1 protein-coding gene is annotated in these 23,920 nt (G+C 72.2%); it reads right to left on the reverse strand.

Features of this window, described 5'->3' with window-relative positions; genetic code table 11:
• Positions 1–10: 10 nt before the first annotated feature.
• Entirely contained in the window at positions 11–23,533 is a 23,523-nt protein-coding gene (locus tag AB0N90_RS20985; protein ID WP_365198626.1) for a type I polyketide synthase, read from the reverse strand.
• Positions 23,534–23,920: the final 387 nt, after the last annotated feature.

Here is a 23,920-nt window from a genome sequence, read left to right on the forward strand (position 1 = left end):
GCCGGAGCGGTCAGGAAATCCCGAATTCCTTGCCGAGCAGATCGAATACTTCGTCGTCCGTGGCCGATTCCAGATCGCTGCCCCTCGAACCAGGCACTTCCTGGTCCGATGTCTTACCGGATTCACCGGCAATCAGCAGCACTTCCCGGAGCTTCGCCACGATCCGGTCGCGAGCTTCGCTCGCTGCCAACTTCGTGACCAATTCTTGTTCGACCTTGTCCAAGTCGGCAAGTAGGGAATCCACTAGGGCCGGTTCGGCGGCCCCCGCAATCTCCGTGAACACATGACGAGCCAGGAGGGCGGGTGTCGGGTGGTCGAACACCAGGGTCGCGGGAAGCCGCAACCCGGTGGTCCGGTTCAGCCGGTTGCGCAGTTCGACGGCCGTGAGGGAGTCGAAGCCCAGATCCTGGAAGGCGTGTTCCGGCCGGATCGTGCGGTCCGACGCATGCCCCAGGACCGCGGCCACCTCGGCCCGCACCAGATCCAGCACGGTCTTCTCCCCCTCGCCGTCAGGCAGTTCCGCCAGGCGCTCGGCCAGCGAGGGCCCCTGGGCGGAAGCGGAGGAGCCGGCTGAGGTGGCCGCCTGTACGGCCCTTCGGCCGGCCGGGGCCGGTGTCAGCGCGCGCAGCACCGGCGGCGCCTCACCGCCGCGCAGGGCGCCGGTGTCGATACGGACCGGGGCGAGCACCGCCGCGTCCGAGGCCAGCGCCGCGTCGAACAGCCGCAGCCCCTCCCCGGCCGGCAGCGGTAGCACCCCGCTGCGTGCCATCCGCGCCCGGTCGGCCGCGGCGAGACCGTCCGTCATCGCACCGGACTGCTCCCACACCCCCCACGCCAGCGAGGTGGCGGGCAGCCCAGCCCGGCGCCGGTGGGCGGAGAAGGCGTCGAGGAAGGAGTTCGCCGCCGCGTAACTCGCCTGGCCCGCGCTGCCGATCAGACCGGCGACGGACGAGAACACCACGAAGGCGGCCGGGCTCAGGCCCCGGGTGCACTCGTGCAGATTCAGCACGGCGTCCACCTTGGGGCGGAAGACCTCCCTCATCCGCTCCGGGGTGACCGAGCCGATCACACCGTCGTCCAGTACGCCCGCGGTGTGCACGACGGCCGACAGCGCATGCCCGCCGAGCCCGTCGAGCATCGCGGAGACGGCCTCCCGGTCCGCGATGTCGCAGGCCGCCCAGGTGATCTCGGCCCCCAGCGCGGCGAGTTCGGCCGCCAGCTCGGCGGCGCCCGGCGCGTCCGCGCCCCGGCGGCTCGCCAGCAGCAGCCGCCGTACCTTGTGTTCGGACACCAGGTGCCGGGCGACGAGCCCGCCCAGCGACCCGGAGGCACCGGTCACGAGCACCGTGCCGGCGGCGAGGTCCGGCACCTCGTCAAGGGCCCCGGTGGTCCTCACGAGACGCGGCACGCGCACCTCCCCGTCGTGGACCGCGAACTGCGGTTCACCGGCGGCGAGTACGGCGGGCAGCACACGGACCACGTCGTCGGTGTCCTCGGCCTCCGCCAGCACGAACCGGTCCGGGTTCTCCGACTGCGCGGACCGCACCAGCCCCCACACCGCCGCATGGGCCAGATCGCCCGGACGCGTCACCAGCACCAGCCGCCCCGCACGTTCCCGCGCCGACCACGACTGCACCAGTGCCAGAACCTCGCTCGCGATGGCGTGCACGCGGTCGGCGGTCGGGGTGCCGGGCGTGTCCGGGCACGGTACGACCGTGACAAGCTCGGTCCTACTTTGACTCGCGCTGTCGGCCTCGGCCTCGGGATCGAGTTCGGTTTCGGAAAGGGCAGCGGACAGGGCGGCCAGGTCCGGGTAGACCCGTACATCGAGTGGGGCGTCGTCCTCCACCGGGGCAAGGGGCTGCCAGGCCAGGCCGAACAGTGAGTCGTCGGCCCGCCCGTCGGAATCGCCGGCCGCGAGCAGCTGCTCGCGCGACACCGGCCGCAGCGACAGCGATCCGACCGTGGCGACCAGGCCACCCGAGGCGTCGGCCACGGTCAGCGACACCGCGTCCGTGCCCGTACGGGAGACCTTGACCCGCAGCGCCGCCGCGCCCGTGGCCCGCACCCCCACCTCGGACCAGGCGAACGGCAGCAGCGGCCCGTCGGCCACGGGGACCAGCCCGCCCGCGCCGATCGCGTGCAGCGCCGCGTCCAGCAGCGCCGGATGAACGGCGAACGCGTCCGCGTCCATGTCCTCGGGGAGGGCGACCTCGGCGAGGACGTCGTCCCCGGCGCGCCACACCGAGCGCAGCCCGCGGAAGACCGGGCCGTAGCTCAGGCCGAGCCCGTCCAGGCCCTCGTAGAACCCGCTCAGATCGACGGGCTCCGCAGCCGCCGGTGGCCACGCTCCGAGGTCCACGCCGTGTGGCGGGGCGGGCAGTTCGTCCGTCAGGTAGCCGACGGCATGCCGTGCCCACGGCGCGTCGTCCGGGGCGTCGTCCGGCCGCGAGTGCACGCTCAGCGCGCGCCGGCCGGACTCCTCCTCGGGCCCGACCCACACCTGCACGGCGACGCCGCCATGGTCCGGGACGATCAGCGGTGCTTCCAGTGTCAGATCCTCGACCTGTGCGCACCCGGCCTCGTCGCCCGCGCGCACCGCCAGCTCCACGAGTGCGGTACCCGGCAGCAGCACCCTGCCCATCACCGTGTGGTCGGCGAGCCAAGGGTGCGTCCTGAGCGACAGCCGCCCGGTGACCAGGAACCCACCGGCGCCGGGCAGCGCGACCACCGCACCGGCCAACGGGTGCTCCGCCGCGCCGAGTCCGAGCCCGGCGGCAGCGGCCTCACCGCTGAACTCCTCCGGTGCCTCCAGCCAGAAACGCTCGTACTGGAAGGCGTAGGTCGGCAGATCGACCCGCCGGGCACCCGGGAAGACCGCCCGCCAGTCCGGGGACACACCGTGCACATACAGCTCGGCGAGCGCGGTGACGACGGCCTGCGGCTCGGGACGGTCCGTCCGTACGACGGGGACGGTCACGATGTCGTCCACACAGCCCTGGACGAGGGCACTCAGCACACCGCCCGGACCGATCTCCACGAACGTGGTCACACCCAGCTCGTGCAGAGTCCGCACACCGTCCGCGAAACGAACCGCCTCACGGACGTGCCGGACCCAGTACGCGGGCGTGTACGGCTCGGCCAGCCGACCCGTGAGGTTCGAAACGACCGGAATCCGCGCCTCGTTGAAGGTCAGGTCGGCGATCGTCCGCCCGAACTCCTCCAGCATCGGATCCATCAACGGCGAGTGGAACGCGTGACTCACCTTCAACCGGGACGTCTTACGACCCTGCTTCTGGAAGACCTCGCCGATCGCCACGGCCGCGTCCTCCGCACCGGAAACCACCACCGACTGCGGTCCGTTGATCGCCGCGATGCCCACACCATCGGTCAGATACGGCAACACCTCGTCCTCAGTGGCCTGAACGGCGACCATCGCACCGCCAACCGGCAACGCCTGCATCAGACGCGCACGCGCCGACACCAGCTTGGCCGCGTCCTCAAGCGACAGCACACCCGCCACATGCGCAGCCGCGATCTCACCCACCGAGTGGCCGGCCACGTAGTCCGGCCGCACACGCCACGATTCGAGCAGCCGGAACAACGCCACCTCGACCGCGAACAGCGCGGGCTGCGTCGAACCCGTCTGGTTCAACTCCTCCGAATCAACGTCCACGGGTGCATCGAGAACCGCACACACCTCGTCGAAGGCGGCAGCGAACGCGGGGTACGACTCGTACAACTCACGTCCCATGCCGAGCCGTTGCGACCCCTGCCCCGAGAACAGGAACCCGACCTTGCCTCCGCCGCCCGGTTCGCCCGTGATGATCCGGTTGGATGTGGAGCCCGTGGCCAACGCGCGCAGGCCGTCGAGGAGTTCGTCGCGGTTCTCGCCCACCGCTGCGGCCCGGTACTCCATGGCCGAGCGCGTGGTGGCGAGGGAGAGGGCGAGGTCGGCCGGCCGTAGGTCCGTGGTCGAGGCCAAGGACAGCAGGCGCTCCGCCTGGGCCCGCAGTGCCGTGTCGCTCTTCGCGGACAGCACCCACGGTACGACCGCACCGGGCTCGGGCTCGGGCGCCGACTCCGCCGAGTCCGGGGCCTGTTCCACGATCACATGGGCGTTGGTCCCGCTGATGCCGAAGGACGACACAGCAGCCCTGCGCGGCCCCTCATGGGCAGGCCACTCCACGGCTTCGGTCAGCAGCCGGACATCACCCGCCGACCAGTCCACGTGCGGCGTCGGCTCGTCCACATGCAGGGTCTGCGGCAGCACACCGTGCCGCATCGCCATGACCATCTTGATCACACCACCGACACCCGCGGCCGCCTGCGCATGCCCGATGTTCGACTTCAGCGAACCCAGCCACAACGGCCGCTCCCCCGACCGCTCCTGCCCATAGGTCGCGATCAACGCCTGTGCCTCGATCGGGTCACCCAACCGCGTCCCCGTACCGTGCGCCTCCACGGCATCGACCTGGTCCGAAGACACACCGGCATTGGCCAACGCCTGCCGGATCACCCGCTGCTGCGACGGACCGTTCGGCGCCGTCAGACCATTCGACGCACCATCCTGATTCACCGCCGTACCCCGGACAACCGCCAACACCTGATGGCCGTTCCGACGAGCATCGGACAACCGCTCCACCAGCAGCATGCCCGCACCCTCAGCCCAACCCGTGCCATCCGCACCCGCCGAGAACGCCTTGCACCGACCATCCATCGACAGACCACGCTGCCGACTGAACTCCACGAACGTCGAAGGAGTGGCCATCACGGTGACGCCGCCGACGAGGGCCATGGAGCACTCACCGCTGCGCAGCGCCTGAGAGGCCAGATGCAGGGCCACCAGCGACGACGAGCACGCCGTGTCCACCGTGACCGCCGGGCCTTCGAGGCCGAAGGTGTATGAGACCCGGCCGGAGGCGATGCTGCCAGCGCTGCCGCTGCCCAGGTAGGCGTCCATGCCCTCTCCCGGCGTCTTCACGCGGGCGCCGTAGTCGTGGTACATCACGCCCGCGAAGACACCGGTCCTGCTCCCCCGCACCGTCGCCGGATCGATCCCGGCCCGCTCGAACGCCTCCCACGACGTCTCCAGCAGCAACCGCTGCTGCGGGTCCATCGCCAGCGCCTCACGCGGCGAGATCCCGAAGAAGGCCGGGTCGAACTCGGCGGCCTCGTGGAGGAAGCCACCGTGGCGCACGTAGGACTTGCCGGAGTGGTCGGGGTCCGGGTCGTAGAGGTTCTCGACGTCCCAGCCGCGGTCCTCGGGGAAGCCCGAGATCGCGTCGCCGCCGGAGGCGACGAGGCGCCACAGGTCCTCGGGCGACCGCACATCGCCGGGGAACCGGCAGGCCATGCCCACGATCGCGATCGGCTCGTCCGTGCCGGTCACCGCGGCCACCGCGGCCTCGGGCCGATCCTGAACACCCAGTGTCTCGGCCAGCAGGAAGCGGGAGAGCACGAGGGGTGTGGGGTGGTCGAAGACAAGGGTCGCGGGGAGCCGCAGCCCGGTCGCCGCGTTCAGCCGGTTGCGGAGTTCCACCGAGGTGAGCGAGTCGAAACCGGCGTCCTGGAAGGCGTGTTCCGGCTGCACGGCCTGGGCCGAGGAGTGCCCCAGCACGGCGGCGACCTCACCGCGCACCAGGTCCAGCACCACCTGCTCGCGCTCGGCCACCGGCAACCCGGCCAGCTGCTGACCCAGCGAGCCCTTCGGTGCGCTCTGCGCCGTACGCCGCGCGGTGCCCCGTGCGGGTCCGCGCAGCCCTCGCAGGACCGGCGGCACGGTGTCCTGGAGACCGCCGAGGTCCAGCCGCAGCGGGGCGACGGTGGGCTGGTCCAGGGCCAGCGCCGCGTCGAAGAGCCGCAGTCCCTCGTCGATGGCCAGTGGGGCCAGGCCCACCCGCTTGAGGCGGGTGAGATCCGCCTGGTCGAGCCGGTCGGCCATGCCGCCGCCCTGCTCCCACAGGCCCCATGCGAGCGATGTGGCGGGGAGCCCCTGGGCGCGGCGGAATTCGGCGAAGGCGTCGAGGAAGGTGTTCGCCGCCGCGTAGTTGCCCTGTCCCGCGCTGCCCAGGATGCCGGACACGGAGGAGAACACGACGAACGCCGACAACTCGCCCGCCAATTCATGGAGGTTGACCACGGCGTCGACCTTGGGTCGCAGCACCTTGTCCATGCGCTCGGGAGTGAGCGAGGCGATCACGCCGTCGTCGAGGACACCGGCCGTGTGCACCACGGCCGTCACCGGTGTGCCGGACAGCACCTCGGCGAGGGCGTCCCGGTCGGCCGCGTCGCAGGCCGCCCAGCTCACCTCGGCGCCCCACGCGGTCAGTTCGGCCTCCAGCTCGACCGCGCCGGGCGCCGTCGCGCCACGTCGGCTGAGCAGCAGCAGGCTCCGTACACCGTGCTCGGCGACCAGGTGCCGGGCGACGAGCCCGCCCAGCGCCCCGGACGCACCGGTCAGCAGCACGGGGCCGGCGCCGAAGTCCTGGGTGTCGGTGGTCGTTCCGGTGGCCGTTCCAGTGGCCGTTCCAGTGGTCGTTCCAGTGGTCGTTCCGGTGGTCGTTCCGGTGGCCTTCGCCAGACGCGGGACGAACACCTCCCCACCCCGCACGGCGAACTGCGGCTCTTCGGAGGCGAGTACGGCGGGCAGTACGCGCACCACGTCGTCGGTGTCCTCGGCCTCCGCCAGCACGAACCGGTCCGGGTTCTCCGACTGCGCGGACCGCACCAGCCCCCACACCGCCGCATGGACCAGATCGCCCGGACGCGTCACCAGCACCAGCCGCCCCGCACGTTCCCGCTCCAGCCACCACTGCACCAGCGCCAGGACGTCAGCCGTGACGCTGTGCACGCGGTGCACCCGGTCGGTCTCCGCGCCGGATCCCGTCGGGCACGGTACGACGACGGCCTCCGATGTCCCTTCCGACTCCCGCAGCGCGTCGAAGTCCGCGAACGTCTCGATCGCCGGTGCCTCGGCGGTGGAGGGGAGAGCGAGCGGCGTCCACCCAAGCCCGAACAGCTGCTCGCTCCCGCCCGCGTCGCGCAGTTGCTCCGTCGAGACCGTCCGCAGCGACAGCGACTCGACCGAGGCCACCGGTTCACCCGCGCCGTCGGCCACGGCCAGCGTGATCGAGCCGGTGGCCGTCCGCGACAGCCTCACCCGGACCATCGCCGCACCGGCCGCGTGCACGAACACGCCGGACCAGGCGAACGGCAGCGCGGGGCCGTCGTCCAATGACACCAGTCCACCGGCGGCCAGTGCGTGCAGAGCGGCGTCCAGCAGGGCCGGGTGCAGGGCGAACGCCGTCGCCTCCGCGGCCGACTCCGCCGGCAGCTCGACCTCGGCGTAGACGTCGTCCCCGCCGCGCCACACCGAGCGCAGGCCCTGGAAGAGCGGGCCGTAGTCCAGGCCCACGGCGGCCATGCCCTCGTAGAACGCCGTCAGGTCGACGGCTTCCGCGCCCGCCGGCGGCCATGCGCCGACGTCCGCGGCGGAGGGTGCCGCGGCCGCAGACAGTACGCCCGTCGCGTGCCGCAGCCATGGACCGTCACCGGTTCGCGAGTGCACGCTCAGCTGCCGACGGCCCGACTCGTCCGCAGCTCCGGCAGCCACCTGAAGGGTGACGCCACCGCTCTCGGGCACGACCAGGGGAAGCTCAAGGGTGAGATCCTCGATCCATCCGCACCCCGTCTCGTCGCCCGCCCGGATCGCCAACTCCACGAACGCGGTGCCGGGCAGCAGCACGGTCCCGTGTACGGCGTGGTCGGCGAGCCACGGGTGGGTTTCGAGGGAGAGCAGGCCGGTGAGCAGGACACCGTCGCTGTCGGCCGTCACGATCGCGGCACCCAGCAGCGGATGATCCGCCGCCCCCAGACCGGCGGCCCGGACATCACCGGACACCCGGGGAACGTCGAGCCAGAAGCGCTCGCGCTGGAAGGCGTAGGTGGGCAGGTCGACCTGGCGGGCGCCGGGGAGGAGAGCCTGCCAGTCGATCGAGACGCCGTACGTGTGCAGCGACCCCAGCGCGGCAGCGATCGCGTACGGCTCCGGACGGTCGGCGCGCAGGGTGGGCACGGTGACGATGTCGTCCACACAGCCCTGGGCGAGGGCACTCAGCACACCGCCAGGACCGATCTCCACGAACGTGGTCACACCCAGCTCGTGCAGAGTCTGCACACCGTCGGCGAAACGGACCGCCTCGCGGACGTGCCGGACCCAGTACGCGGGCGTGTACGGCTCGGCCAGCCGACCCGTGAGGTTCGAAACGACGGGAATCCGCGGCTCGTTGAAGGTCAGGTCGGCGATCGTCCGCCCGAACTCCTCCAGCATCGAATCCATCAACGGCGAATGGAACGCGTGACTCACCTTCAACCGGGACGTCTTACGACCCTGCTCCCGGAAGACCTCGCCGATCGCCACGGCCGCGTCCTCCGCGCCCGAAACCACCACCGACTGCGGCCCGTTGATCGCCGCAATGCCCACACCATCGGTCAGATACGGAAGCACCTCGTCCTCGGTGGCCTGTACGGCGACCATCGCACCGCCACCCGGCAACGCCTGCATCAGACGCGCACGCGCCGACACCAGCTTGGCCGCGTCCTCAAGCGACAACACACCCGCCACATGAGCAGCCGCGATCTCCCCCACCGAATGACCAGCCACGTAATCCGGCCGCACACCCCACGACTCCAACAACCGGAACAACGCCACCTCGACCGCGAACAACGCGGGCTGCGTCGAACCCGTCTGGTTCAACTCCTCCGAATCAACGTCCACGGGCGCATCCAGAACCGCACACACCTCATCGAAAGCGGCAGCGAACACGGGGAACGCCTCGTACAACTCCCGCCCCATGCCGCGCCGTTGCGACCCCTGCCCCGAGAACAAGAACCCGACCTTGCCCCCGACCGTGCCTCCCACCGGAGCCGCACCGGAAGCGAGTGACTCCAACTCCCGCCGCAGCTCGGCGAGATTCGCGCCCACGACCGTCGTACGGCGTTCCAGTGCCGCACGCGATGTCGCCAGCGAGAACGCCACGTCCTCCGGCCTGAGTTCGCCACCCTCGGCGCCCTTGATGCCCTCGATGCCCTCGATGCCCTCGATGTCGAGGAAGGACAGCAGCCGGGACGCCTGCCCTCGCAGTGCCGTGTCGGTCTTCGCGGACAGCACCCACGGTACGACCGCGCCCGATGCCGGAGCCGTCACCTCCCCCGCCACGCCGGGCGCCTGCTCCACGATCACGTGGGCGTTGGTGCCGCTCACGCCGAAGGAGGACACGGCGGCGCGACGCGGCCCGTCGTGCGCAGGCCACTCCACGGCCTCGGTCAGCAGGCGCACATCACCCGCCGACCAGTCCACGTGCGGCGTCGGCTCGTCCACATGCAGCGTCTGCGGCAGCACACCGTGCCGCATCGCCATGACCATCTTGATCACACCACCGACACCCGCAGCCGCCTGCGCATGCCCGATGTTCGACTTCAGCGAACCCAGCCACAACGGCCGCTCCCCCGACCGCTCCTGACCATAGGTCGCGATCAACGCCTGCGCCTCGATCGGGTCACCCAACCGCGTCCCCGTACCATGCGCCTCCACAGCATCAACCTGGTCCGACGACACACCGGCATTCGCCAACGCCTGCCGGATCACCCGCTGCTGCGACGGACCGTTCGGCGCCGTCAGACCATTCGACGCACCATCCTGATTCACCGCCGTACCCCGGACAACCGCCAACACCCGATGGCCGTGCCGACGAGCATCGGACAACCGCTCCACCAGCAGCATGCCCGCACCCTCAGCCCAACCCGTGCCATCCGCACCCGCCGAGAACGCCTTGCACCGACCGTCCGCCGACAGACCACGCTGCCGGCTGAACTCCACGAAGACGCTCGGGCCGGCCATGACGGTGACGCCACCGACGAGGGCCATGGAGCACTCACCACTGCGCAGCGCCTGAGCCGCCAGATGCAGGGCCACCAGCGACGACGAGCACGCCGTGTCCACCGTGACCGCCGGGCCTTCGAGGCCGAACGTGTACGAGACGCGACCTGAAGCGACGCTGCCCGCGCTGCCGTTGACGAGGTAGCCTTCCAGCCCGGCCGGTGAGGTGTGCACGCGGCCGCCGTAGTCGTGGTACATCACGCCCGCGAAGACACCGGTCCTGCTCCCCCGCACCGTCGCCGGATCGATCCCGGCCCGCTCGAACGCCTCCCACGACGTCTCCAGCAGCAACCGCTGCTGCGGGTCCATCGCCAGCGCCTCACGCGGCGAGATCCCGAAGAACTCTGCGTCGAAGTCCGCCGCGTCGCGCAGGAATCCGCCCTCGCGGGTGTAACTGGTGCCCCACTGGTCGGGGTTCGGGTCGTAGAGGTTCTCGACGTCCCAGCCGCGGTCCTCGGGGAAGCCCGACACGGCGTCGCGACCGGAGAAGACCAGCTGCCACAGGTCTTCGGGTGACCGCACACCGCCGGGGTAGCGGCAGGCCATACCCACGATCGCGATCGGGTCGTCGGCCGTTACGGCGGTCGTCGGCCGGGTCACCGGCGCAGTTGCCGCCGTGTCGGAGCCGGTGGCCTCGGCGGTGAGGAAGCGGGCGAGGGTCAGCGGGTTCGGATGGTCGAAGATCAGGGTGGCGGGCAGTCGCATGCCGACGGCCGAGTTGAGCCGGTTGCGCAGTTCGACGGCGGTCAGCGAGTCGAACCCGATGTCCTTGAACGCGTCGTCCGCGCCGACCGATCGGGCACCGGAGTGCCCCAGCACGGCGGCGACCTCACCCCGCACCAGGTCCAGCACCACCTGCTCCCGCTCGGCCACCGGCAACCCGGCCAGCCGCTGACCCAGCGAGCCCTTCGGCGCGGTCCGCGCCGTACGCCGTACCGGTGTGACCCGTACCAGTCCGCGCAGGACCGAGGGCACGGGCTGTCCCTGGCCTTCGCGGAACTGGCCCTGCCCGTCACGGAAGGCGGATGTGTCGAGGCGGATCGGGGCGACGGCCGCCCGGTCGGTGACCAGTGCCGTGTCGAACATGCGCAGGCCGTCCGCCGCCGCGATCGGGGCGAGGCCCATGCGCTTGATGCGGGTGAGATCGGTGTGGTCGAGGCCCCCGGTCATGGCGCTCTCGCTGTCCTGCGCCCACAGGCCCCAGGCCAGCGACGTGGCGCGCAGGCCCAGGGCTCGGCGGTGCTCGGCGAGGGCGTCGAGGAACGTGTTGGCGGCGGCGTAGTTGCCCTGTCCCGGCGTGCCGAGGGTGCCCGCCACCGAGGAGAAGAGCACGAACGCGGAGAGGTCGCCGCACAGTTCGGCCGCGAGGTCGTGCAGGTTGAGCGCGGCGTCCACCTTGGGGCGGAACACGGCGTCCAGCCGGTCGGGCGTCAGCGATCCGATGATTCCGTCGTCCAGGACGCCGGCGGTGTGCACGATCGCGGACAGGTTCTGTCCCGGACCGGCCAGGAGTGCGCGGACGGCGTCGCGGTCGGCCATGTCGCACGCGGCCCAGGTGACATCGGCGCCCCGCGCGGTCAGGTCGGCGGCGAGTTCGGCCGCGCCGGGCGCGTCCCCGCCACGGCGGCTGACGAGCAGCAGGCTGCGTACGCCGTGCTGGGTGACCAGATGCCGGGCGAACAGCCCGCCCAGGCCGCCGGACGCACCGGTCAGCAGGACGGTGCCGGTGCCGAGGGCGGGGACCGGCGGCTCGGCGTCCGGCGTGGCGACACGGGCCAGCCTCGGCACCAGGATCTCGCCGTCCGCGCGTACCAGGGCCTGCGGCTCGCCCGAAGCGAGCAGGCCGGGGAGCGCGTGGGCAAGGTGGCCAAGGTGGGCAAGACCGGGCAGCACCTGGGCAGGGCCGGTGCCGGCCTCCGTCGAGGTCTCGACCAGCACGATGCGGTCGGGGTTCTCGGTCTGCGCCGAGCGCACCAGTCCACGGACCGCCGCCTGGGCGAGGTCTTCGGTGCGGGTGACCAGCACCAGGCGCGCCGGGCGTTCCCCGGCTAGCCACCACTGGATCAACTCCAGTACGGCGCAGGTGACTTCGCGAACACGGGTGGCCAGATCCGTGGCGGAACCGGTCGGGCAGGGCACGATCACGGCATCGGCGGGGACCTCGGTCTCCGCTTCGGCTGCCGTTACGGCCGGTGAGTCGGCGTCCCGAAGGGCGGCGAGATCCTCGTACGGCTCGATCCTGATGCCATCCGGCGCGGACGGCAGGCCGACCGGTGTCCACTCCAGCCCGAAGACCGCGTCGTCGCCACCGGAACCTGCGCGCAGCTGGTCGGCGGGTACCGGGCGCAGCGTCAGCGAGTCGATCCGCGCGACCGGCTCACCGGTGCCGTCGGCCAGCAGCAGCGACACCGTGGAAGTACCGGCGCGCGAGACCTTCACCCGCAGGGCGGAGGCACCGGCGGCCGCCAGTCGCACCCCGCTCCAGGCGAACGGGAGCAGCCCCTGCCCGGTCCCGGCGTCGGGTTCCACCGCGCCGAGCCAGACGGTGTGCAGGGCGGCATCGAACAGCGCGGGGTGCAGGCCGTACGCGCCCGCGTCCATGCCGTCCGCGCCGGGCAGTTCCACCTCGGCGAAGAAGTCGTCCCCGGCGCGCCAAGCGGCGCACAGCCCCTGGAAGACGGGGCCGTAGTCGAGTGCCATACCGGCGAGGCGGTCGTAGAACCCGTCGACGTCGATCGGCTCGGCGCCCGCGGGCGGCCAGGCGGCGAGTGAGTCGTCCGCGGGCTCTTCGGTGGCGACGGTCAGCGAGCCGGAGGCGTGTCGGACCCAGGCCCGCGCGGGATCGTCCTGGTGGGCGGGCGCGTCCCCGTCGTCGGTCCGCGAGTGCACGGTCAGCGACCTGCGGCCCGTGCCGTCGTCGGCGCCGACCCGCACCTGGAGGGCGACGCCGCCGCGCTCGGGCATGAGCAGCGGTGTCTCCAGTGTCAGCTCTTCCAGCAGGTCGCAGCCCACGGCGTCGGCGGCGGCGGCGGTGGCCAGCTCCACGAACGCGGTGCCGGGCAGCAGCGCGACCCCGCTGACGGCGTGGTCCATCAGCCACGGGTGCGTGTGTGTCGAGAGCCGCCCGGTGAGGAGGTGTCCGTCGCCGTCGGCCAGCGGCACGGCGGCGCCCAGCAGCGGATGACCGGCCGGGCCCTGGCCCACCGCGTTCATGTCGCCGGTGGGGGCAGGGGCGTTGAGCCAGTAGCGCTCGCGCTGGAAGGCGTAGGTGGGAAGGTCGATACGCCGGGCATCGGGGAAGAAGGCGTCCCAGTCCACCTCGGCGCCACTGACGTGGAGTTGGGCGTAGGCGGTGGTGAGCGCCTGGGGTTCGGGGCGGTCGGCCCGCAGTACGGGGATGGTGACGATGTCGTCCGCACAGCCCTGCGCCATACCGCTGAGGACACCACCGGGACCGATCTCCACGAAGGTCCCGACACCCAGCTCGCGCAGGGTCCGCACACCGTCCGCGAAACGAACCGCCTCGCGGACATGCCGGACCCAGTACGCGGGCGTGTACGGCTCGGCCAAGCGACCCGTGAGGTTCGAAACGACCGGAATCCGCGCCTCGTTGAAGACCAGCCCGCCGACGACCTCGCGGAACTCCTCCAGCATCGGATCCATCAACGGCGAATGGAACGCGTGGCTCACCTTCAACCGGGACGTCTTGCGACCCTGACCGGCGAACAGCTCCGCGACCGACAGAACCGCGTCCTCAGCACCGGAAACCACCACCGACTGCGGTCCGTTGATCGCCGCGATGCCCACACCATCGGTCAGATGCGGCAGCACCTCGTCCTCGGTGGCCTGTACGGCGACCATCGCACCGCCGCCCGGCAACGCCTGCATCAGACGAGCGCGGGCCGAGACCAACTTCGCCGCGTCCTCAAGCGACAGCACACCCGCCACATGCGCAGCCGCGATCTCACCGACCGAGTGACCGGCAACGTAGTCCGGCCGCACACCCCACGATTCGAGCAGTCGGAACAAGGCCACCTCGACCGCGAACAGCGCGGGCTGCGTCGAACCCGTCTGGTTCAACTCCTCCGAATCAACGTCCACGGGTGCATCGAGAACCGCACACACCTCGTCGAAGGCGGCAGCGAACACGGGGTACGACTCGTACAACTCCCGCCCCATGCCGAGCCGTTGCGACCCCTGCCCCGAGAACAGGAACCCGACCTTGCCCGTCGTGTGAGCGCGCCCGGTGACGAGGTTCGCCGCCGGTTCGCCCGCCGCGAGGGCCGTAAGAGCCGTCCGCAGTTCGGCCGGATCGGTGCCGATCACGGCGGCGCGGTGCTCCAGTGCCGACCGTGTCGTGGCCGTGGAGAAGCCGGCGTCAACCAGCGACACGTCGTCCGTCGCGAAGGTCCCCAGGCGTTCCGCCTGGGCGCGCAGTGCCATTTCGCTCTTCGCCGACAGCACCCATGGCACGGGCACCGGGCGGTGTTCCCTGGCCGGCTCGGGCACGGTCGTGGCGGGCGCTTCTTCGAGGATCGTGTGCGCGTTGGTGCCGCCGATGCCGAAGGAGGAGATCGCGGCCCGGCGGGGCTCGGTGGTGGTTCCGGGCCATGGCACCGGTTCGGTGAGCAGTCGTACGGTGCCCGCCGACCAGTCGACGTGCCCGGTCGGCTCGTCCACATGGAGGGTCCGCGGCAGCGTGCCGTGCCGCAACGCCAGCACCATCTTGATCACACCGGCGACACCGGCGGCGGCCTGCGTGTGACCGATGTTGGACTTGACCGAGCCCAGCCACACCGGCCGGTCGGCGGAGTGTTCGCGGCCGTATGTGGCGAGCAGCGCCTGTGCCTCGATCGGGTCGCCGAGCTTCGTCCCCGTACCGTGCGCCTCCACGGCGTCCACATCGGCCGGGGTGAGCCCGGCGGAAGCCAGCGCCTGCCGGATCACCCGCTGCTGCGACGGGCCGTTCGGAGCCGTCAGGCCGTTGGACGCGCCGTCCTGGTTCACCGCGCTGCCCCGGACCACCGCCAGCACCTGGTGGCCGTGGCGCCGGGCGTCGGAGAGCCGTTCCACCAGCAGCAGGCCGACGCCTTCGCCCCAGCCGGTGCCGTCGGCACCGGCGGCGAACGCCTTGCAGCGGCCGTCCGCCGACAGGCCGCGCTGCCGGCTGAACTCCACGAACAGGTCCGGCGTGGTCATCACGGTGACGCCCCCGACCAGGGCCATGGAGCACTCGCCGCTGCGCAGCGCCTGGGCCGCGAGGTGCAGCGCGACCAGGGACGACGAGCACGCCGTGTCCACCGTGACCGCCGGGCCCTCAAGTCCGAACGTGTAGGAGATGCGGCCGGAGACGACCGAGGCCGCCTTGCCGGTGAGGGCGTACCCCTCGATCTCCTCGGGCGCGTTGCGCAGCCCGTTGGCGTAGTCCTGGCCGTTGGTGCCGATGAACACACCGGTGCGGCTGGCGCGCATGGACGCGGGGGCGATCCCGGCGCGCTCGAAGGCCTCCCACGCGGTCTCCAGCAGCAGCCGCTGCTGCGGGTCCATGGCCAGCGCCTCGCGCGGCGAGATCCCGAACAGACCGGCGTCGAAACGGTCGGCGCCCTCGATGAAGCCGCCCTCACGGGTGTACGTCGTGCCGGGCCGCTCGGGGTCGGGGTCGTAGATCGCGTCGAGGTCCCAGCCGCGATCGGTGGGGAAGCCGGTCATCGCGTCCCGGCCGGAGCCGAGCAGCTCCCACAGGTCCTCCGGCGTCCGGACACCGCCGGGGAAGCGGCAGCTCATGCTGACGATCGCGAGCGGCTCGTCGGCCGCGACGGCGGTCACCGCCTGCGGGACGGCTGTCTCCGGGCCGTGTCCGCCGAGGAGTTCGCCGAGGAGTTCGTCGCTCAGGTGGCGGGCCAGGGCGGTCGGGGTCGGGTGGTCGAAGACCAGGGTGGCGGGCAGTGCGAGACCGGTGGCCGTGCTCAGCCGGTGGCGCAGTTCGACGGCGGTGAGCGAGTCGAAGCCGGTCTCGCGGAACGTACGGTCGGCCTCGAAGGCGCCCCTGCCGGTGTGACCGAGCACCATGGCGGCCTGCTCGCGCACCAGGTCGAGCAGGATGCGCACCCGTTCCCCCGGTGTGGCGTCGAGGAGGCGCCGGACCAGCGCGGACGCGGGCACCTCGGTGCTCCTCGCGGCGCGGGCGCGGGCTTCGAGGGCCTTGCGGGCCTCGGGTACGCCGTGCAGCAGCGGGCAGGGGCGCGGGCCGGCGAAGGCCGGGACGAAGCGGTCCCAGTCCACGTCCGCGACGGTCACGAAGGTCTCGTCGCTGGTCAGCGCGGTGTGCAGGGCGGAGATCGCGGGAAGTGCCGCGATCGGGCGTACGCCGCGCCGCCGCAGGTGGTCACCGGCGGCGCCGTCGGCCATGCCGCCGTCCGCCCAGGGGCCCCAGGCGACGGCCAGCGCGGGCAGTCCCTGCGCCCGGCGCTGTTCGGCGAGGGCGTCGAGGAAGGCGTTCGCGGCACCATAGGCGCCCTGGCCGCCGTTGCCCCAGACACCGGTCATCGAGGAGAAGAGCACGAAGGCGTCGAGGTCTTCGCGGTCCCGGGTCAGCTCGTGCAGATGGAGCGCCGCGGCCGCCTTGGGGCGCAGTACGCCGTCGAGGCGCTCGGGCGTGAGCGAGTCGATCAGGCCGTCGTCCAGTACGCCCGCCGTGTGCACCACGGCGTTCACGGTGTGCCGGGCGAACAGTTCGGCGAGGGCGTCGCGGTCGGCGGCATCGCACGCGGCGACCGTGACCCGTGCGCCCGACTCCTCCAGTTCCGCCGTGAGTTCGGCGGCTCCCGGGGCCTCGGGTCCTCGGCGGCTGATCAGCACCAGGTGCTCGGCCCCGGCACCGGCGAGCCAGCGGGCCACATGGCCGCCCAGCGCGCCGGTACCACCGGTCACGAGCACGGTGCCGCGCGGCGACCAGGCCGCGTCCGCCGGCGCCGCGTTCCGCGCCGCGCGCACGAGGCGTCGTACCGACACACCGGAGGGGCGTACGGCGAGCTGGTCCTCGTCGCTCCGGTCCAGGAGACCGGCCAGGCGCGTCAGTGCGCGGGGGTCCCATTCGGTGGGCAGGTCGACGAGGCCGCCCCAGCGTTGCGGCTGTTCCAGGGCGACGATCCTGCCCAGGCCCCAGAGCCGCGCGGCGGCCGGGTCGGTCAGCGGGTCCGTCGGGCCGGTCGACACCGCGCCGCTGGTCAGGCACCACAGCGGGGCCTCGATCCCGGCGTCGCCGAGGGCCTGGACGAGCAGCACGAGCCGGTGGAGGGCGTCCGTCCCCGCGTCCGCCGGGGCCGGTGCCGCGCCCGCCGGAGCCGGTACCGCGTCGGCCGAAGCCGGGGCCGCCGCGAACAGGACGCCGTCGACCCGCTCGTACTTCGCCTCGGCCTCGGCCAGGGTTCGGGCGAGCGCGGCGCGGTCGGTGTCCTCGGCCATGGTGAACGGTACGAGTGTCACGCCGAGTTCCGTGAGCCCCGCGCGCATCGCCTCGGTCCACGCGGTCTCCTCGGGGACCACGTACAGCCAGGTCCCCGAAGGGGCGGCTCCGACCGGGTCGCCGAGCGGCTGCCAGGTGATCCGGTAGCGCCGGCCGTCGGCGGCGGACCGCTCGCGCCGCTGTCGGCGCCAGGCAGACAACTTGGGTGCGACCACGTCCAGTTCGGCGGGCTCCAGCCCCAGGAGCGACCCGAGCGACGCCGGGTCCTCGCTCTCGACGGAATCCCAGAACTCGGCGTCCGACGCCTCCGGGAGGCCACCGGTCGCCGTCCGGGGTACGTCGAGCCAGTAGCGCTCGCGCTGGAAGGCGTAGGTGGGCAGGTCGACACGACGGGCAGCCGGAAAGAAGGCGCCCCAGTCCAACTCGGAGCCGGTGCAATGCAGTTCGGCGAGCGCGGCGACGACGGCCCGCTGTTCGGGGCGGTCGCCGCGCAGTACGGGGATGGTGACGATGTCGTCCGCACAGCCCTGCGCCATACCGCTGAGGACACCACCGGGACCGATCTCCACGAAGGTCCCGACACCCAGCTCGTGCAGGGTCCGCACACCGTCCGCGAAACGAACCGCCTCGCGGACATGTCGTACCCAGTACTCGGGTGTGTACAGCTCGGCCAGCCGACCCGTGAGGTTCGAAACGACCGGAATCCGCGGCTCGTTGAAGGTCAGGTCGGCGATCGTCCGCCCGAACTCCTCCAGCATCGGATCCATCAACGGCGAGTGGAACGCGTGGCTCACCTTCAACCGGGACGTCTTGCGGCCCTGCTCCCGGAAGGCCTCGCCGACCGCCACAGCCGCGTCCTCCGCACCCGAAACCACCACCGACTGCGGTCCGTTGATCGCCGCGATGCCCACACCATCGGTCAGATGCGGCAGCACCTCGTCCTCGGTGGCCTGAACGGCGACCATCGCACCGCCAACCGGCAACGCCTGCATCAGACGCGCACGCGCCGACACCAACCGCGCCGCGTCCTCAAGCGACAGCACACCCGCCACATGCGCAGCCGCGATCTCACCGACGGAATGACCGGCAACGTAATCCGGCCGCACACCCCACGACTCCAGCAGCCGGAACAGCGCCACCTCGACGGCGAACAGCGCAGGCTGAGTCATGCCCGTCTGATGCAGTGTCTCCGCCTCGACATCGACCTCGATGTCGAGGAGCGCGCACACCTCGTCGTACGCCGCGGCGAACACCGGCCAGGAGGCGTACAGTTCGCGGCCCATTCCCAAGCGCTGGGATCCCTGGCCCGAGAACAGGAACCCGACCTTGCCGCCGACGGCGCCGCCCACCGGAGCGGCACCGGAGACGATCGCCTCCAACCCGTGCCGGAACTCCCCGACTTCCGCCCCGACGACCGCCGCACGGCGCTCCAGCACCGCGCGGGACGTCGCCAGCGAGTACGCCACGTCCTCCGGGCGGACGCCCGCGCCTTCGTCGTCCAGGAAGGACAGCAGCCGGGCCGCCTGCGCCCGGAGCGCCGTGTCGTTCCTCGCCGACAGCAGCCACGGTACGACCGCTCCCGAGCCCGGCGCCGGGGGTTCCTCGGGCGTGCCGGGGGTCTGCTCGACGATGATGTGCGCGTTGGTGCCGCTGATGCCGAAGGAGGACACCGCCGCCCGGCGCGGCGGGCCGGCCGCGGGCCACTCCACCGCCTCGGTCAGCAGTCGTACATCGCTCGCCGACCAGTCCACGTGCGGGGTCGGCTCGTCCACGTGCAGCGTTTGCGGCAGGAGGCCGTGGCGCATCGCCATGACCATCTTGATCACACCGGCCACACCGGCGGCGGCCTGGGTGTGACCGATGTTCGACTTGAGCGAGCCGAGCCACAACGGCCGTTCCCGCGACCGTTCCTGGCCGTACGTGGCGATGAGGGCTTCCGCCTCGATCGGGTCGCCGAGTTTCGTCCCCGTACCGTGTGCCTCCACGGCGTCGACGTCGGCGGGCGTGAGTCCGGCGGCCGCCAGCGCCTGGCGGATGACGCGCTGCTGGGAGGGGCCGTTGGGGGCCGTGAGTCCGTTGGAGGCGCCGTCCTGGTTGACGGCGCTGCCCCGGATGACGGCGAGCACCTGGTGGCCGTTGCGGCGGGCGTCGGAGAGCCGTTCCACCAGCAGCATGCCGACGCCCTCGGCCCAGCCCGTGCCGTCCGCGCCGGCCGCGAACGCCTTGCAGCGGCCGTCCGCCGACAGGCCGCCCTGGCGGCTGAACTCCACGAACATGCCGGGCGTGGACATCACGGTGACGCCACCGGCCAGGGCCATCGTGCACTCGCCGCCGCGCAGCGACTGGACGGCCAGGTGCAGGGCGACCAGGGACGAGGAGCAGGCCGTGTCCACCGTGACGGCGGGGCCTTCGAGGCCGAACGAGTAGGCCACGCGGCCCGAGGCGACACTCGTCGTCGTGCCGGTCAGCAGGTAGCCGCCGGCTTCGTCGACGGGCTCGTGCAGCCGGGGGCCGTAGTCCTGTGCCGTCGCGCCGATGAATACGCCCGCCCGGCTGCCGCGCAGGGTGGCCGGGTCGATGCCGGCCCGTTCGAAGGCCTCCCAGGCGGTCTCCAGGACCAGCCGTTGCTGGGGGTCGATCGCGGCGGCCTCGCGCGGGCTGATGCCGAAGAAGGCGGCGTCGAAATCGGCCGCTCCGTGCAGGAAGCCGCCGTACCGTGTGGAGGACTTGCCGGGGGTGCCGGGCTCCGGGTCCCAGAGCGCTTCGACGTCCCAGCCGCGGTCCGTCGGGAACCCGGAGACGGCGTCGCCACCGGAGGCGAGCAGCCGCCACAGGTCCTCGGGGGAGCTGATTCCGCCGGGCAGTCGGCAGCTCATGGCCACGATGGCGATGGGCTCGTCGGGGTCGGCGGCCGTCGTGGGCGTACGGTCCGCCGTGGCCTCGGCGCCAAGGGAGCGGGCGGCGAGGTGGCGGGCGAGCGCGGCCGGGGTGGGGTGGTCGAACAGCAGTCCGCTGGGCAGGCGCAGGCTGGTGGCGGCGCCGAGCTGGTTGCGCAGTTCCACCGAGCTGAGCGAGTCGAAGCCGAGGTCCTTGAAGGTCCACTCGCTCTCGACCTGGCGGGCCTCGGCGTGGCCGAGAACGGCGGCGATATGGGCGCGGACCAGGTCGAGCGCGGCCTCTTCGCGTGCGGACTCGGGCAGTTCGGCGAGCCGTCGGCCGAGGGCACCGACCGGCGCGGTGACGGCTCCGGTGACGGTGTCGGTTCCGGTGACGGTTCCGGCGACGGCGTCCGGCCGCGGGTCCACGGGAGCCCCACCGCCGCTGATGGGCGAGGTGGTGGCGCCGTCCAGCCAGTAGCGCTGCCGCTCGAACGCGTAGGTGGGGAGCGCGACCATGCGGTGTGTGCCGCGTCCGCCGCCGCGTCCGCCGCCGAACAGTGCCTCCCAGTCCGGCTCCAGGCCATGGACGTGCAGTGCGGCGACGGCCGTCAGCAGGGCGGAGGTCTCGGGGCGGCGGGCGCGCAGGGCGGGGACGAACAGGGACTCGTCGTCGGCTCCCGCGCGGGCCATGGAGGTGAGGACGCCGCCGGGACCGAGTTCGAGGTAGGTGCGTACGCCCTGCGCGTCGAGGCGGGCGACGCCGTCGGCGAAGCGGACCGCCTCGCGCACATGGCGGACCCAGTACGCGGCGTCGCACCCCTCGTACGCCGGGAGTTCCGCGGCGAGTCGGCCCGTCACATTGGACACGATCGCAAGGCGCGGGGCGTGGAAGGTCAGGCCCTCGGCCACCTCGCGGAACTCCGCCAGCATGGGTTCCATGTGCGGGGAGTGGAAGGCGTGGCTGACCCGCAGTCGGCTGGTCTTGCGGCCGAGGGCGGCGAAGGCGGCGGCGATCTCGGTGGCGAGGTCCTCGTCGCCGGAGACGACGACGGAGTCCGGGCCGTTCAGCGCGGCGATGCTGACGCGGTCGGTGTGCGCGCCGATGCGGTCTTGGACCTCGTCCTCGGTGGCCTGGACGGCGATCATGGCGCCACCGGCGGGCAGCGCCTGCATCAGACGGCCGCGTGCGGCCACGAGGGTGCAGGCGTCGGCGAGCGAGAGGACACCGGCCACGTGCGCGGCGGCGAGTTCGCCGATGGAGTGGCCCATGAGCACGTCGGGGGTGATGCCCCAGCTCTCCAGCGCCCGGAACAGGGCGACTTCGAGGGCGAACAGCGAGGTCTGGGTGTAGAGGGTCCGGTCGAGTTCCGCCGCTTCCGCGGTGCCTTCGGCGGCGAACATGATCTCGCGCAGCGGCCTTGGCAGCAGCGGGTCGAGGTGGGCGCACACGTCGTCCAGTGCGGTGGCGAACGCCGGTACGGTGGCGGCCAGTTCGCGGCCCATGCCGGCGCGCTGGCTGCCCTGGCCCGAGAAGAGGAAGGCGAGTTCGCCTCGGGGTGCCGTACGGCCCGTGGTCAGTGCCGCGTCGATGCCGTCGGTGGACAGCGCGCGCAGGGCGCGCAGGAGGTCGTCGCGGTTCTCGCCGACGACGACGGCCCGGTGTGCGAAGGCGGTACGGCCGGTGGCGAGCGACCGGCCGACATCGGGCAGGGCGAGCGCGGGGTGCGCCTCGGCGTGGGCCAGCAGGGTGGCGGCCTGGCCGCGCAGCGCGGACGCGGTCCTGGCGGACAGCGGCCAGCAGGTCGCGGCCGTATTGGTGCCGGACTCTCCCGTGCCCGCTGCTGCGTCCGCGCCTCCCGCGTCCGCTCCCGTGCCGTGCTCCGCGTCCGGGGCCGTCGTCTCCCGGTGTTCCGCCAGCACGATGTGGCAGTTGGTGCCGCCCATGCCGAACGAGCTGACCCCGGCGAGCAGCGGACGGCCGTCGTCGGTGGCCCACGCGCTGTGCTCGTTCTGCACGCGCAGGTTCAGCCGGTCCAGCGGGATCGCCGGGTTGGGCGTCTCGAAGTTGAGGCTGGCGGGCAGTTCGCGGTGGTGGAGCGCGAGGGCCGCCTTGAGCAGGCCGGTGATGCCGGCGGCGCCCTCCAGATGGCCGACGTTGGTCTTGGCCGAGCCGACCCGCAGCGGGTTGCCGGGCGCGCGTCCCGCGCCCAGCACGGCGCCGAGCGCGGCCGCCTCGACGGGGTCGCCGACCTTGGTGCCGGTGCCGTGCAACTCGACGTAGCCGATGTGCGCGGGGTCGACCCCGGCGCGTTCGCAGGCGAGCCTGAGCACCTGTTCCTGTCCGGAGCGCAGGGGCACGGTCAGTCCGTCGCCGCCGCCGTCGTTGTTGACGGCGCTGCCGCGGATCACGCAGTAGACGGGGTCGCCGTCCGCGACGGCTTGGGCGAGGGGTTTGAGGACGACGATGCCGCCGCCCTCGCCGCGGACGTACCCGTTGGCGCGGGCGTCGAAGGTGAAGCAGCGGCCGTCGGGGGACAGTCCGCCGAACTTGGCGGCGCCCAGGGTGCTTTCGGGCACGAGGTTGAGGTTGACGCCACCGGCGAGGGCGACGGTCGACTCGCCCTTGCGCAGGCTCTCGCAGGCCAGATGGACCGAGACCAGGGACGAGGACTGGCCGGAGTCCACGGTCAGGCTGGGGCCGCGCAGACCGAGGAAGTACGAGACCCGGTTGGCGATGATGCCGCGGTGCAGGCCGGTGACGGTGTGCGGGGAGATGGCCGTGAGCCCGGAGCGGTGGTGCAGGGTCGCGTAGTCGTCCCAGATGGCGCCGACGAAGACCCCGGTACGGGTGGAGCGCAGGGTGCCGGGGCGTACGTGCGCGTCCTCCAGCGCCTCCCAGGCCAGCTCCAGGACGAGCCGCTGCTGCGGGTCCATCGCGGCGGCCTCCTTGGGGGAGAGCCCGAAGAACCCGGCGTCGAAGTGGCCGACACGGTCGAGGAACCCACCCCGGCGGATGTCGCTCCGTCCGGGCTCGGACGGGTCGGCGTCGGCCACCGCGGCCCCGTCCCACCGGTCCGCGGGTACGTCGGTGATCGCGTCCCTGCCCTCGCTGAGCAGCCGCCAGAAGGCCCCCGGGTCGGCGGCGCCCGGCAGCCGGCACGCCAGACCGATGACGGCTATGTCACCGGCCGAGTCCGCCGAAGCCGAACCGGCCCGATTCCCCGTCCCGTTGAGCTCGGACTCGACCATTTGCACTCCACCCGCCCACACAGAGAACGAAAAGGCACCGCACCGTGGCGGCCACGGCACAGGCGATCGGTGGACCGAGGCGGCAACGGGTTGCGGTGTGGCCCCAGTTTCGGTCCCGCGGCAGCGCCCCGCCGCTGTGGCGGATCAGTTTTAGGGGAATCCCCAAGGGTGGAATCCCGGCGGCCGGAAATCTCTAAGGAGAACCCTAGGGGCGGTCGTGAGACAACTGCACGTCATACAGCTGTCCCCTGTTCTCCTGCGCTGACGAGGTCCGAGGATTTTCATGGTGCATTCGCAAGCTGCCGAGAATTCCTCGGCCCAGCCTTTTCCGACGGCGCGCCCCACGGGTTGTCCTTTCGACCCGCCCGCTCCCTTCGCGCGAGCGCG

The sequence above is a fragment of the Streptomyces sp. NPDC093018 genome, assembly GCF_040684035.1.
Taxonomy (GTDB): Bacteria; Actinomycetota; Actinomycetes; order Streptomycetales; family Streptomycetaceae; genus Streptomyces; species Streptomyces murinus.